Annotated in this window: 13 protein-coding genes; 1 reads left to right on the top strand and 12 read right to left on the bottom strand. The window is 34.1% G+C overall.

Features of this window, described 5'->3' with window-relative positions; translation table 11 throughout:
* Nucleotides 1-28: 28 nt before the first annotated feature.
* Nucleotides 29-3994 (bottom strand): Ig-like domain-containing protein, encoded by a 3966-nt coding sequence (locus IAI10_RS11965; RefSeq protein ID WP_315673501.1) that lies wholly within the window; start codon nt 3992-3994, stop codon nt 29-31.
* A 296-nt stretch (nt 3995-4290) separates the two neighbouring features.
* On the opposite strand from IAI10_RS11965, the gene IAI10_RS11960 reads away from it, so the two are divergent.
* Nucleotides 4291-5571 carry an MFS transporter gene (locus tag IAI10_RS11960; RefSeq protein ID WP_315673500.1) on the top strand — a complete coding sequence of 427 codons (1281 nt, stop codon included), beginning with the start codon at nt 4291-4293 and terminating at the stop codon, nt 5569-5571.
* A 91-nt stretch (nt 5572-5662) separates the two neighbouring features.
* Here IAI10_RS11960 and IAI10_RS11955 read toward each other — a convergent pair whose 3' ends face one another.
* From IAI10_RS11955 to cbiB, 11 genes are all read right to left on the bottom strand, one after another.
* Nucleotides 5663-6316, bottom strand: a complete 654-nt coding sequence (locus tag IAI10_RS11955) for a TIGR04100 family radical SAM protein (protein WP_315673499.1) — start codon at nt 6314-6316, stop codon at nt 5663-5665.
* A gap of 62 nt (nt 6317-6378) precedes the next feature.
* Complete coding sequence (locus IAI10_RS11950) at nt 6379-7209, bottom strand: pyridoxamine kinase (RefSeq protein WP_315673498.1); 831 nt, start codon at nt 7207-7209, stop codon at nt 6379-6381.
* A gap of 116 nt (nt 7210-7325) precedes the next feature.
* Nucleotides 7326-8156, bottom strand: coding sequence for a kinase (locus tag IAI10_RS11945; RefSeq protein WP_315673497.1), 831 nt, complete (start codon nt 8154-8156; stop codon nt 7326-7328).
* Nucleotides 8157-8180: 24 nt separating this feature from the next.
* Nucleotides 8181-8930 carry an AIR synthase related protein gene (locus IAI10_RS11940; protein ID WP_315673496.1) on the bottom strand — a complete coding sequence of 250 codons (750 nt, stop codon included), beginning with the start codon at nt 8928-8930 and terminating at the stop codon, nt 8181-8183.
* Entirely contained in the window at nt 8912-9406 is a 495-nt protein-coding gene (locus tag IAI10_RS11935) for an ECF transporter S component (RefSeq protein ID WP_315673495.1), read from the bottom strand. The genes IAI10_RS11940 and IAI10_RS11935 overlap by 19 nt, the downstream gene beginning before the upstream one ends.
* Nucleotides 9407-9408: 2 nt before the next feature.
* Entirely contained in the window at nt 9409-10776 is a 1368-nt protein-coding gene (locus IAI10_RS11930) for a cobyrinate a,c-diamide synthase (RefSeq protein WP_315673494.1), read from the bottom strand.
* Between the two features lie 10 nt (nt 10777-10786).
* Nucleotides 10787-11494, bottom strand: coding sequence for an ABC transporter ATP-binding protein (locus IAI10_RS11925; protein ID WP_315673613.1), 708 nt, complete (start codon nt 11492-11494; stop codon nt 10787-10789).
* Nucleotides 11495-11553: 59 nt separating this feature from the next.
* A complete protein-coding gene (locus tag IAI10_RS11920) occupies nt 11554-12537 on the bottom strand; it encodes an iron ABC transporter permease (RefSeq protein WP_315673493.1) in 984 nt (327 codons plus the stop codon).
* Nucleotides 12538-12599: 62 nt separating this feature from the next.
* Nucleotides 12600-13547, bottom strand: a complete 948-nt coding sequence (locus tag IAI10_RS11915; protein WP_315673492.1) for an ABC transporter substrate-binding protein — start codon at nt 13545-13547, stop codon at nt 12600-12602.
* 37 nt (nt 13548-13584) lie between these two features.
* Complete coding sequence (locus tag IAI10_RS11910) at nt 13585-14679, bottom strand: histidinol-phosphate transaminase (protein WP_315673491.1); 1095 nt, start codon at nt 14677-14679, stop codon at nt 13585-13587.
* Complete coding sequence (cbiB, locus tag IAI10_RS11905; RefSeq protein ID WP_315673490.1) at nt 14679-15656, bottom strand: adenosylcobinamide-phosphate synthase CbiB; 978 nt, start codon at nt 15654-15656, stop codon at nt 14679-14681. The genes IAI10_RS11910 and cbiB overlap by 1 nt, the downstream gene beginning before the upstream one ends.

Here is a 15656-nt window from a genome sequence, read left to right as displayed (position 1 = left end):
AACAGTTTACTCTTTTTTAAAATTTATTTTATATTAATCTCTTTCTCTTCCTAGGAATAATAAGCCCTATTCCTATTGCAATTATAGACAATCCTAATGTGGTAAGAATCTTAGAATCTATAAAATAGCCTGTCTGTGGTAAATCAACTGTAAGAGTTAACTTAACCTTTGATTGATATCCTGCTACAGTTCCATAGAATTCATAGTATCCAGCTTTGCTTGTATCAACTGTTTGAGTATCCCAAGTTATCGCTACATCTTTAATGCTTCCATCACTATATTTTGCAGCTACTGCTGCTGGCAAAGTATAAGACTCACCTTTTTTAACATTGACAGTTATATTATCTATACTAGTTATGGTAACAGCAGGCTTAGGATTTACTGTAAGTGTTAATGTAATTTTTTTATCATAACCAGCTACAGTTCCATGGAAAATGTAAGCCCCTGCTTTGCTTGTATCCGCAATTTCTGGACTCCAAGTTACCTCTGTATCTGCTTTAGAGCCATCACTATAAGTCGCTGCTACCTTTGATGGTAGTATATAAGCCTCTCCAGCTTCAACATTTGCATTTATATCATCTATACTTGTTATAACAACTGGCTTTGCGGTTACTGTAAGTGTTAATGTAATTTTTTTATCATAACCAGCTACAGTTCCCTGGAAGATGTAAGTCCCTGCTTTGCTTGTATCCGCAATTTCTGGGCTCCAAGTTACCGCTGTATCTGCTTTAGAGCCATCACTATAAGTTGCTGCTACTTTTGATGGCAGTGCATAAGCCTCTCCAGTTTCAACATTCGCATTTATATCATCTATATTGCTAATAGTTGCTGGCTGTGGATCAGGATTTACTTGTACTGGTGCTGATAGCTCATTATAGATTAGTGAAGGTAACTGAGTAACAACTATATTATCTGTATACACATCAGCTCCTGAGGTATCTCCTTTCCATAGTGCCAGCTGAGGTGTTGTTCCAAATTCAGATGGAGTTGTAAACATGGTTTGCTTATATGTCCAATCTGTTTCATTAAAATTTATAATATTTTTTACATAGGTATTGTTTGCATCCTTTAAATGATACTGAAGCACGGCATCAAAGGTGGTGGTAGGTTTATTATCGAATTTTGACCACAATCCAAACATATAAGTGGTATCAGTCTTTAATGTGCTTATATCCTGTCCTCCGCCTGCAGCTTGTGCTCCAGATATCTTAAATCCATAATTTCCAACCTTTGCTGCCTCTGGAGTTGCAGCCATAGCTGATTGCCAATCCTGCCAGCTGTCCATTTTATTTTCCGCCGTACCATTTACTACTTCATTTTTTACTTCTGTCAATATTACATTGTCTGCGTAAAAATCAGCATTTGTAGTATCCCCCTTCCAGATGGCAAGCTGCGGAGTATCTCCAAATTCAGCAGGAGTAGTAAACATAATCTGCTTATAGGTCCATTCAGTTTCATTGAAATTTATTATATTCTTTATATAGGTACTATTAGTATCCTTCAAATGATATTGCACTACTGCATCACAGGTTCCCTGTGGCTTAGCGTCAAATTTTCCCCACATGCCAAGTATATATGTGGTATTTGGTTTTAAATTAAAATTCTGTCCTCCACCTGCAGCTTTTCCTCCCCCTATCTTTAATCCAGCACTTCCTGTATAGGCAGCCTCTGGAACAACACTCATATCATTTTGCCAATCCTGCCAGCCATCTTTACCATTTTCAAAGCTTGTATTCTGCAATATATTATTATTTACTTCCACTAATGTTACATTGTCTCCGTAGAAATTGGCACTTGTAGTATCTCCTTTCCATATAGCAAGCTGTGGAGTATCTCCAAATTCAGCAGGAGTAGTAAATGTAACCTGCTTATATGTCCATTCAGTTTCATTGAAATGTATCATATTCTGGATATAGGTATTATTAGAATCCTTTAAATGATATTGCACTACTGCATCGCAGGTTCCCTGTGGTTTAGCATCAAATTTTCCCCACATTCCTAGTATATATGTGGTATTTGGTTTTAAAGTGAAATTTTGTCCTCCACCTGCAGCCTTTCCTCCCCATATCTTAAGTGAAGCTTTTCCTGCATAAGGTGAATCAGCTGTGACAGACATATCATTCTGCCAATCCTGCCAATTATTTATACCATCCTCAAAGCCTGGATTTGTGATTATGTTAACTGAATCCTCAGAAGCTTTTACTGGAACGTCTACAGTTATTGCATTATTTGAAGGATTCAAATCGTCCTTATACTTATTTTCTAGCACATAACTCATATTAAATGAACTGCTAGCCCTATACTTTACGGAAGTCTTTAAAGTGATAGACTCTCCAGGTGCTAAAGCTTTAGGAGAATCACTTTGAACACAGCTAGGTCCTGAATCTGCACCAGTATAATAGTAATCATTTATATAGAACCATCCAGTTATCATCTGAGAAGGCATTGTTTGGTTCCCTAGGTTTGATACAGTAACTTCAGCTTCAACATAGTCACCTTCATTTACGGTATCAGGAGTTACCTTAATATTAGTTACTGCCAGATCATATCCATTCTTTGATGTGTCACAGCTAAAACTCTTTGTTATTGAATTATTATCCTTTAGTGCATCATTTGCTCCATCCACATAAGTGCTGTTGTTATCGATTTCAGCTTTTACAACAAAATTTGGGTTTTCTACGATATATTCGGGAGAAGTAATAGGCACTCTGGTATCTGTTCCTATTTCATCCTTTACTTCTACAGCATCTCCTATTTGCTTTCCATCTACATAGAATTTTACAAAAGTACTTTTGCCTTTATTCACTGGAATATCCCCTGTGTTGTGCAGAAAAGTTGTAAATTTTATTTTATCTCCTACTTTAAAAGTAGTATCATTAGAAATAAGTCTTTCAAGTCCCAAGTCAGTTTTAGGATTTGTATCATCAAAAGTGACTGAATTACCATGGTTGTCATCCCAAATCTTATCTCCAACCCAGCTTAGATTTGTAGGCTTGCTGCCATCTGTCTTATCTATTTCCCATCCGCTGCCTCTTCCTGTTCCAGAGGTTAAATCATATAAATCAAAACCATCCCAATTCCAATAGACTCTTCCTAAATTATATTTATAGCAAGTCTGCAAAGAGGCCTTCACCCCAGTCTTACTGGAATCTGTAATATCATTACCATACTCCTCCAAAAACATATATAAGCCCTTTGCTTCTACCCTATTAATAAAATCCTCCAGTTTATTTTTTACATTCATAGCTAAATAGTTATGCAAAGCAAAAATAGTATTTTTATTTGGATCAGAATTTAAAACATCTTGTCCATAGGTTAAAAACGCACTTTTATTATCAGGTATAGTAACATCAGAGTCGCCTAAGCCTTCACTTGCATAATTCCATCCATCGCAAACAACAATATTATCTGCACCAGCTGATCTTATGGATTGAATTAATGTTTTATTCACTGTGTCCCAAGAATCATTAAGCGGCTGTGTAGATGATCCTGGTTCGTTCATTGTCCCATACCAAACATAAGTATTGTCCTTGTATTTTGCTGCTAAATTTGAAAACCAGCTTTTTGCTTCATCCAATGTTGGACTAGAAGTATTTGAATATGGCTGCAAACCAGTGCTATCATGCATCTCCACAAGAACTACAACATGCCTATCTGTAAATGCTTTAATAATGGCATCTATATCATCATTTGCTCCTGAGCCTGTTCCCCAAGGATTATTAGCGCCAATAAAACAATTTAATCTTACAACATTGAATTTCCATGCATTAGCAATAAGATCCACATCTTGAAGAATATTTCTCACTTCCCAAGAATGAAGCCCTTGTACATTTACCCCCTTCGGTATGAATTCGTTTCCATCCGGGCCGATAATTTTGCTTCCCTCTACTTTAAACCTCCCTAATGCAGCCGCTTTAATGTTTAATGCTCCATAGTTAGAGACAATAGAGAAAAGAAATATAACAGCCATAATCTTATACAATAGCTTTTTCATTTTACCCCTCCTAAATTTTTGCCTTTTGAGAAAATTTGATTATGGAATACTATCACCTCCTTAGGATTGCATGAAAAATCGTTTATTATTAGCATTAATGTTAGTAAATGGATTTTGCCAGCTAAGAAAATTTTATTATATTTACATTGAAAAACAATACAAAAATTATAGTTTTTACCATAAAAACTATAGGTAATACTACTAAGTCCATTAAACATAGTGATAACATAAATTTAACATTTATATAAAATTTATGTGTTAGAATCAATTCTATGATTTTAATTAGGAGGATTCTCATGAGCAAATATAACAAAATAGAAAAAAGTTGGATAATGTATGATTGGGCAAGCTCTACATTTAGCATGATAATCATTACTACTATATTGCCCCTATATTTTAGAATGGTATATGAAAATTCAGGCGGAAACTCTTCTCTAGCCACAGCATTTTGGGGATATTCAAATTCTATAAGCACATTAATTATTGCAATATTTGCACCGGTGTTAGGAACCATAGCCGATTACAAAGGCTATAAGAAAAAATTTTTTAAGAGCTTTTTATTTATAGGACTAATATTTACTTTAATGCTTGCATTAGTTCCAAGCTCTTCTTGGAAATTACTTCTTATTTGTTTTATCATATGTTCCATAGGGTACTCTGGTTGTGGCATATTTTACGATTCATTTCTGGTAGATGTTACTGAAGAAAAAAAAATGAATATGGTATCTGCTATAGGTTTTTCAGTTGGATATGCTGGCAATACTATATCCTTTGGCATATGTATGACAATAGTTTTATTGTCTCAAGCAAATATAATTCCATTATCTATAGCTAGCGCCTTTAAACTATGTTTTCTAGTAACAGTTTTATGGTGGGGCTTAAACTCCTTACCAATGATAAAAAACGTTAAGCAGGTTTATGGAATAATTCCGGAGCCCCGCCCAATTACTAATAGTTTCAAAAGATTAGGCGGCACTTTAAAAAACATAAAGCATCATAAGAATTTATTTATGTTTCTACTAGCATATTTCTTTTATATTGATGGAGTAAATACAATAATAACCATGGCTACTTCCTTCGGCTCTGATCTTAAAATAAGCAGCAGCAGTATGCTTATCATTCTTTTAATGACACAAATTGTTGCTTTCCCCTGCGCTATTATCTTCGGTAAGCTGTCAGAAAAATATAACGGTAAAACTATGTTATTTGTTGGAATACTAATATATTCTATTATTTGCATATATGCACACTTTGTACATAATTCAATTGGTTTTTGGATTTTAGCCATGATGGTTGCTACTTCACAAGGTGGTATACAAGCTATAAGCAGATCTTATTACGGAAAACTTGTACCTAAGGAAAAAAGCAATGAATTCTTTGGATTTTACAACATATTTGGAAGATTCGCTGCTATTTTAGGTCCATTTCTGGTAGGAATAGTCACTCAAATTACTGGTAAATCTAGTAACGGTCTATTCAGCATTATAATTCTATTCATTGTAGGAGGAATAATTCTTGCAAAAGTACCAGATAATAAAGAAGAGTACAGTGTAGATAACTCTGTGCTGGAAGCATAATTAACTAATTTATAAATTATATAAAGCCTCATTTAAGTTAGCTTATTAACAAAAATGAGGCCTTATTTATATATAAAAAAATTATATATTCTTATTCCAAAGGACGCACCCGCAAAGGTACTCCAATAGTATCACATATAGCCTGGCAAGCAGCTATTTCTTCTTCTCCAATACAATCCACTACTGTCAAAACTACTTTAGGAACATATTCTTTGCAGCTTGCTGCAAATTTCAGCATAGCATCGAAGGATTTAATTCCAAATTTATTTCTAGTTAATTTTAAATATTCTTCCTCATTTGATGCGTTAAGGCTTATGGATACAGTATCGATGAGTCCTTTTAAAAGCGAAGCGGTTTCTTTTTTATGAATTAAATCCGTTAATCCATTAGTATTTATACGAATTGGAATGCTGTTATTTCTATTCTTTAAATACTTTGCCACTTCCAATACATCATCAAGACGAGTAGTAGGTTCACCGAATCCACAGAATATAATTTCATTGTATTGAGCTAAATCATATTTTTCAAACTCTTCTATAACTTCTTGGACTGTAGGTTCTCTATCTAGCCATAAATTATTTGATTCAGCCATTTCCTTAGTATTTCTCAAGCAAAAGGTACAAGCACAAGGACACTTGTTAGTTAAATTAACATAAATTTTTTTTTGATTAGCCTCCAGCTTACTGATATCAATATTTTCTAAATTAGTATAAGCACCATTGATACAAATATATAATATAACCATATTTATCTTCCTCTTTTCTTTATGAGTAAAATGTATGTTTCTAATTTAAATCAGTGCCTAAGTTATTTTAATTCAGTCAAATATTCTTCAAAGCAAATCCCATTCTCAACTGGAGTGCCTATTTTACCAGTATACTCAATTGCTTTACTGATAAATTCTGATGCTTTTTTTACCGCTGTAACCAAATCTACCCCTTTTACGATATTAGCTGACACAATAGAAGAAAATACATCTCCGGTGCCTGGACGATCTTCACCAATTTTTTTTACTTCTATCATAGTATATGGCTTCCCTATTTCATATATAAAATTTCTTATATTACCACTATGCTGCAATCCAGTGATAACAATTCTATCTGGGCCTTTTTGGCAAAGTTCTCTGGAAATATTCTCAAGTTCTTTAGGCTCTAACTCTCTTTCTGGATATGGTATATCCAAAAGTCTGCAGGTCTCAGTAAGATTTGGGGTTATTACATCTGCATATTTAATTAACTTCTTCATCTCATCACACATTTCCTGTGTATAGGTAGAATAAAGTTGCCCATTATCTCCCATCACAGGATCAACCATGACAATAGTATCCTTTGTTTTAAAATTCTTAAGGAATTCTACAACAACATCAATTTGTTCTTTTGAACCTAGAAATCCAGTGGAAATTCCATCAAATTGCAAATCTAGTTCTTTCCAATTATTTATATAATCCCTCATATGAGAGGTATAATCATCAAAAAAGAAACTTGAAAATCCTGTATGTGCTGATAATATTGCAGTAGGCAATGGACAACATTGTATTTTCATAGCTGATATAATAGGCAATGCTACTGCTATAGAGCACCTGCCAAAGCCAGTAAAATCATTCACAACAGCGATTTTCTTTTGTTTGCTTAAACTCATTATTGCACCATCCTTTCTGATAACATTCATTATAATGCAATTATCGTAAAAAACAAAGTGTATGGGTACAATGTTTAAAATAGACAAAAAACGTATCAGGTTCCTCCAATACGATTTTAAAAAATCTTTATGCTCTTCACTATATAATTTCTGTAGCTGTCTTGAAATAAATAATGCTCTTTGGTGTACTTCGCCCGCTCTTCATCATCAAAGATTATACCAAGGCAGTCTCCGCTGTGGGCTCCTAATACTCCAGCCCCTCCAGTTTTTTTGTTTATATCTAAAACTTTACCTAGTATACCATACTTTAGTCGCTGTTGATTTCTTACTATGCTTTCAGATGCTGCAAAACCAATTTTGTTAATATCCTTTTCTGTTATGCCCTCCTCTAATACCGGCACCAAATCTTCTATATTAGCTAAGGGCTGAAGTGCTCTTTTATTAAACTCTATGGTGTCAACTATATTATTTCCTTCATATACCACTACATAAAATTCAAAATAACTTCCCATTGATTTATGGAAGCTTCCATTTTTATAATCAAAGAGAGTCATTTCTCCAAAGATAATGCTGTCCGTTGGTTCTATGAGTATACATTCCTCTAAAAGCTCCTGCTGGTTAAATTTCTTATTAAACAATTTAAGCAAGGCTTTGTAAAGGGCACACAAATCTCCAGTACTGCTGGAAAACCCCTTTCCTTTAGGTATATGGGAGCAAATTTCAATATCCAAAGTATTATAATACATACCGCATTCCCAACGGTTAAGCATATTCAATAAAAATTTATCTGCTTTTTCATTTTTATATTTATTGCTAATAGATTTGCTTTCAAATAGCTTAACTCTTGTATATAGATTCACTGGGCAAGATAATAATATATCCCTGCCTTGAAAATTACCCTGCAGAAGTTCTCCTACACTGCCAGGATAGCAGCCTTCAGCTTCCATGCCTTTTCTCTCCTTGGAATATACCTATTTATTAGCCTTTAATACTCCTATAATATTTACATTAGGAACAAGATGTGACATTTTTTTTAAACTTTCATTGTCTATTGCTGCAATTACGCAAGTTGCAGGACCTGCAGATTTTTTTAAATCTACCTTTGTCTCCTTTTCAAACCATGGAGTCAATTTATTATTTAAAGCAAGCTGTTCCATTTCATAGGCTATCCCCTTAGAGCCAACTGGCACTATTTCATACACACTCTCTTCTTCAAGCAGCTTTTTTATTGATAGATAATCCACTATTTCCTTGTCTTCAAATAGATTTATCTCATTTCCTACCTTAGGAACACCTACACTGATAATCAACGCTTCGCCTTTTACCTTATTTACCTTTAAAGTTTTATTTCTGGCAATACCAACCACTGTGATTCCCAGTCCCGTAGAACATGTCTTAAAATTTTCCTCTGTGCTGCCTGTAAGTGTAATATCTTTTATTCCAGCTAGCTTTAGTTCTTCTTTAATTCCTTTTATAATTTCACTTCCAGTAGGCTCCATCTCATTGCAAACCGCATCTATCACTGATATAATATCTGCTCCTGAACACATTACCTCCATGATAGCTACTCTTACGGTCATTTTCCCTACATAAATTGGAGGCACTTTAAGCTCATCACCACTTTTCATACCAATGCTGCCACAGCTATCGCAGGCTATTACCATAGTGCGATCAGTATCAAGCTCAATAAGACTTAAATCTCTTATTTTCCTGCTTTCCATAGCTTTATTTCCTCCGGCAAGAATTTATAAACGAAATTTGCTATAAGCACATTTAAAAATGCCGCTAAGCAAAGTATAGGAAGCATTGCCAATATTCCTGAACCGATTATAGGCATAACCATAAGAATGGATATAGGACCGTTTATCATTATTCCTGCAATGCTAGCAATCACCATAGCTAATCTGGAATTTTTCTTTGATATGCTTCTATATAACACTCCGAATATATACATAGTAAGAGCCATATCCACCATAACTATGAGATGTACAGGAAGACTCAAAGGAAATCCGCTAGTAACCGCAGTAAGAAAATGTCCAGCTGCACCGATAAGTGCACCATACGCTGGTCCTAAAATCAACGTTCCAAGGAAACCTGCCATAGAGTCAAAGGCTATGGTTCCCGCTATTTTAATATTGGCGCCTATGAAGCTTATTGCTATAAAAAGTGCCATTAAAATCAGTTTTCTCAACTTCATAATTATTCACTCTCCCTAAAATTTAATTTTTCAGCGTGGCTTTTAGCTAATTTTATTAAGCTGTTAAAAAACTCAATGTTGCCATAAAAATGTACATGTGCATAGGCTGCAATCATATTATTTTTTATATACCCACACTGCCACTGCTTTTGTACATAGTAATTCTTATCTAAAGTATATATTGTAGGCTCCTTAAGTTCTACATAGCTCTTATGGAATTCCTGACAATTTATATTCAAGCCCTTATCAAAAATATGATTCTCCTCAGATATTCTAAGCTTGGCATATCCAAAGTTCACCAATCTGTCACTCACTTTATAAATACCATCTAAAAACCCTACAAGAGTATTTTTCTCTGAGCCCTTAGTTAGGTACATCAAGCCGCCGCATTCAGCATATGCAGGTAGACCACCATCTAATTTATTTTTTATATCGTTCAGAAGCTCTTTATTATCGCTAAGCTCTTTTTCAAAGACTTCAGGATAACCTCCTCCAATATAAAGAAAATCTATGTTCTCAGGCAATTTTTTATCCGCTAGAGGACTAAAAGGAATCAGTTCACCGTATTTTTCAAACAGCTCAAGATTGTCCTTATAATAAAAGCTGAAGGCTCTGTCATAAGCATAAGCTATTCTCAGAGGATCAGAATTATTTATCATAACCCTTGCTTCACTTTGAACTTCTTCGTTTATAAATTTAGGAGTTTCCTTTAAGCAATTTATTATTTCTCCTATTTTTAGGTGCTTTTCTAAAAGCTTTGCGCAAAGCTCTATTTTATCATCCAAATCTTCTATTTCACTGCTTTGAATTAGACCTAGATGCCTGCTTCCAAGAGTTATTCTTTCATCGCCTGGCAGATATCCAAACACCTTTAAAGGCGTATTTTTCTCTATCATGGCTTTTAAAAGCTCATAGTACCCTTCTGTAATGTTGTTAAGCACAACGCCTTTGATACTTACAGCTTCATAATTTAATAACCCCATAAGTTCTGCGCAAAGTGTGTTACTTTGGGCCTTTGGAGTTATTACCAGTATTATAGGAATATCAAGTACCTTAGATAGATGATAAGTGGAATACTGGCTGTCATAGCCTAATCCATCATACAAGCCCATAGCTCCTTCGATTATTCCTACATCTCCCTCACCCTTTGAGAAAGATACTTTTACTCCTTCTTCTCCCATCATAAATAAATCCAAATTTCTTGATGCTTTTTTGCACAGATGAGTATGAAAGGCTGTATCTATGTAATCTGGACCTGCTTTATAGCCTTGAACCTCATAGCCTCTATCAATTAATGCTTTCATTAAAGCTAAAGTGAAGGTGCTTTTCCCTCCACCACTGCAATTTGATGATATTATTATACTTTTCATACATACACCTCTATACCACAGGAATTATATGTGGGCATTTGCTTATAGGATTTTCAATTATCTCCACATGGAGATTGTACACCTGCTTAATATTCTCCTTACTTATAACCTGCCAAGGGTTCCCTTTAGCTATCACTTCCCCCTTATTAATCATGATTATTTCATCACTAAAGATAGATGCCAGATTCAAGTCGTGAAGTACAGCTATAATAATCTTATCACTTTTTAAGTTTTTAAATATATTTAGAAACTCGATTTGATATTGTATATCCAAATGTGAGGTAGGTTCATCCAGAAGAATTATATCAGTTTCTTGACTTAAGGCTCTTGCAGCTATCACTCTTTGAACTTCCCCTCCGCTTAACTCTGTTATGAGCTTATCCTTAAGCAGCCATGTATTGGTAGCTTTCATGTATTTTTCTATTATTTTTTCATCCTGGAAATTAAAATCTTCAAATCTTCTCTTGTAAGGACTTCTCCCCATCATTACTATATCAAAAACAGTAAACTCATAATCTATTAATATATTTTGAGGTATACCCGCCATTTTTTTTGCCAAAGCTTTAGCTTTTAAATCACATATATCTTCATTGTCTATAAAAACACTAGCTGAATTCGGCGTTATTATTTTTGATATGTTCTTAATAAAAGTAGATTTTCCAGAACCATTAGGTCCGATTATAGAATAGAACTTTCCTTTACTAAAGCTTAATTCTATATCTTTTAATATTACTTTTTTATCATATGAAAAACTGAGATTTTTTATATTTATAATTTTTACTCACCTCTCTTTTTCATTTTAATAAGTAAATATATAAAATAAGGAGATCCGATCAATGCTGTAACTGCGCCTACTGGAAGCTCTGCCGGTGAAGCTGCTGTTCTTGCAATAGTATCTGAAAACAACAAAAATATAGCTCCGCCTAAAGCAGAAAATGGTATTAAAGCCTTGTTGTTAGGACCAAATATGAGCCTTACCATGTGAGGCACTATAAAACCTACGAAGCCTATTATACCTGAGAAAGAAACACTTACCGCTATAATCATAGAAGAAATTATTACTATGACTTTCTTTAATCTTTCTGTATATACCCCTAGGCTTTTGGCATTCTCCTCTCCCACAAGCATTAAATTAAAATCCCTGTAAAATAAATAAATGATTGCTGTACCAATGAATACCACTGGAGCTACTATAAAAATATTTTTCCAGCTTGAAGCATTGAAGCTTCCCATCATCCAAAATACTATCTGATTGACTTCCTGCTGATTAAAGGCCATTATTAATGAAATCAGAGATGACATAAAAAAGCTTATAGCACTTCCTGCAAGTAAAAGATTAGTTGTGGCTACCCTTCCTCTTACCTGAGCTATGAAATAAACTAAAATGGTAGTAGCCACAGCACCTACAAAAGCAAAGACGGTTACTATGCTCAAGAAATTAAGTATGGTTGAAAGCTTCATCACCATTGCTATTGAGGCACCTAAAGCGGATCCAGAAGATATTCCAAGTACATAGGGATCCGCTAAAGGATTCTTAAACAAGGACTGGAAGGAGGCTCCAACTACTGCTAGCCCCATACCAACCAGACTTGCCATTGCAATTCTAGGCATCCTCACCATAAATATTATGAGGAAATGTGCTCTAGGCACATCTCCTCCTATATATTTCCCTGCAATTGGTATTTCTTTTAATATGGCAATTAATACGCTGTAGGGTGTAATACTGGCTGCTCCAATTGATGTGGCTATAATAGCCAACACAAAGTAAATCCCCAATAATGCGAAAAATAAGGTTTTTCTTTTTTTCATAATAAATCTATTCATTATTTAAATGCTTCTGGATGAAGTATTTTTGCAAGAGCTTCAACTCCATCTGCTAATCTTGGTCCCTGTCTGTTTAATAAATTGTCATCTATTTCAACAACCTTATTATTCTTTACTGCGGTCAAGTCCTTATAACCTGCTGTGGATATAAACTGCTCCTTCATATTGTAATTCTTTGATATAATAATATATTCTGGATCATTTTCTGTTATTTTCTCAAGGCTATACATCCATTTAGTAGAATCCTTAGCTATGTTATCGCCGCCAGCCATATTAATCATCTGAGCTATAAAAGTATCCCCAGTCGCTGTGAAATCGCCGTCCTTACCAAAACTAACTGCATAATAAACCTTTGGAGCTTTCTTTCCCTTAACCTTTGCTTCAACATCTTCAATCTTTTTCTTCATGGAAGAAACTATTGCTTTTGCTTTATCCTCACCATTAAGCATCTGTCCTAAAGTATTTATTGTAGTGTATGCTCCATCAAAATCCTTAGCATCATATAAAACCACTACCTTAATGCCTAAGTCTTCTAGTTTTTTAGCTACATCATCTTTGAAATGTGTTGATGCAACTACCACATCTGGCTTTAATGCAATAATTTTTTCTACACTTGGATCAGTTAAAGAACCCACACTTTCCACATTCTTAACCTGTGATGGGTAATCATCGTAATCTGTTCTTCCAACTAGCTCATCGCCCTTTCCCAAGGCATAAATAGTCTCAGTAATGTTTGGAGCTATAGATATAACTCTCTTTGGTTCTTTATCAATAACAACTTCTTTTCCTCTAGAATCCTTAACGGTAAATGGATATTTAGTAGCTGAAACTGTAGTTTTGGTTTGGGAAGAACTGGTATCATTATTTGTTTTTCCACATGCTGTAAAGGCAATTATCATAACCAAAGCAAGAAATGCTGCTGATAGGCTTTTAATTCTTTTTTTCATTTATTCATCATCCTTCTATTATTAAATATTTTTTTATTTATAATTCAATTCCTTTTTCAAGTTCAAACTTCATGAAAATTTTTAACAATTCAATGTTAGCTTCTCTATTTTTAACTGCTATTCTTATAAAGCTGTCATCAAGTCCTGTAAAATTTCTACATCGTCTTATAAGTATTTTATTTGAAAGAGCATAGGTAAAAAGCTCTTCTCCTGAAATTTTATTAAGCTTTAAAAGCAGAAAATTAGCATGGCTTTCATAAATTCTTTCTATAAACTTGAACTTATTAAGTTTCTTAGTAAAGTACTCTCTTTCTTTTAAAATCATAGTTTTAGAAGCCTTTATGTATTCTTCTTCCTCTAAAACGCTTTTAACTGCAAATTCAGCAAAGTTGTTTATATTCCAAGGCAGCTGGAGCTTAGATAGCTTCCTTATGAATTCTATATCTGAACATATGCCATACCCGAATCTAATTCCTGGCATAGCAAAAAACTTAGTAAGGGCTCTTATGATAAATAAGCATTTAAAGCTTGAACACTTATCTATAAAGCTTTGCTTATCATCCTTAATAAATTCAACAAAAGCCTCGTCGATTATAATCTTCTTTTCATGCTCCTCACAATAATCTATAATCTCCTGAAAGACCACTTTATCTAATATGCCGCCATTAGGATTATTAGGATTAGCAATGATTAATCCATCGCTTTCCTTAAGTTTTTCAAGTATATCCCGATAGTCATAGGAGAAATCCTCCTTAAGCTTAGAATATACTATTCTTTCAGAAAATTTCTTTGCAGTATTTTCATATTCAGCAAAGGACGGAATAACAATACAGGGCCTTTTCAATGTAGAAATGGCAAGATTTATTATCTCTGCAGCTCCATTCCCTAAAATAATATTTTCCTCATTTATTTCCTGCTTTAAATATTTTTTAATGTGAAGCTTAGTTTCTCTGTATTTTAAATCCGGATAGCATATGATATTCTCTAAAGCCGTGCCTATATTCTTTTTAAAGCTTTCAGGTACTCCTAGAAAATTAATATTAGAACTGAAGTCTATAAGCTCCACCCCTTTAAACTTGCCTTCTGTGTAAATATCACCACCATGCTCCATAAAGCTTTTATCATTGCTCATTAAACTATTCTCCCTGCTATAAAATAAATTAAGGCTGAAGCTGCTGCTGCAAAATAAGACTCTGCTGCAAACATAATTTTATTTGTAATTTCAATATCTTCTTTCCTTAGCTCTCTAAGTTTATCTCCAATTGTAGGCTTTTCTACCACTTTTCCAAAGTAAATATTGTTTCCTCCAAGCTGAACCTCTAATATACCTGCTGCTGCAGCTTCCGGATAGGCACAGTTAGGACTTTTGTGATTTTTTCTGTCCCTTAGCATTATTTTAATGCTTTTTAATATGCTTCCTCCAAAAAGCGGAGCGGTAATGCACATAAATAAGCCAGTAATTCTAGCAGGTATAAAATTGAACACATCATCAGTCTTTGCAGGAAAAAAGCCTATATGCATATACGGTTTATTAATATATCCCACCATGGAATCCATAGTATTGACTCCCTTATAAAGCATAGCTAAAGGAGCTCCACCTATAAAGGCATAAAAAATAGGTGCAATCACTCCATCCGAAGCATTTTCTGCAATAGTTTCTACTGTAGCACGAACTAACTGTTTTTCATCCAAATCTTTAGTTTCTCTGCCCACGATATAAGAGGTAAATTTTCTTGCCTCAGCAATATCTTCTTTTTCTAAAGCATAATAAACCTTCATGCTTTCATCTCTCAAACACCTGGCAGCAATAGTGGTCCAAAGGATAATAATATTTACTACATGAAATAATGCCTTAACCCTCCAAGTAATAAAAAGTAAAATTGCTGGAAGCAAAAAGCAGGTTAATGTAACAATAATAACCATTATTCCTCCAAAAAATTTTAACTCACTATCACTTTTAGCTTTAGCTCTAGCCCTATTTTCAATTAATTTTATAAGCTTTCCAATAAATATCACGGGATGGGGCAACCAGCTTGGATCTCCCAACATAAGGTCTATTATTATTGCTATTAACACATCTATAAAATTTGCAAATATAAAATCAGTCAT

The sequence above is a fragment of the Clostridium sp. 19966 genome (genome assembly GCF_032335695.1).
GTDB lineage: Bacteria > Bacillota > Clostridia > Clostridiales > Clostridiaceae > JACTOJ01.
The sequence above is the reverse complement of the archived record's forward strand: the minus strand, read 5'-3'. Positions and strand labels throughout refer to the sequence as shown.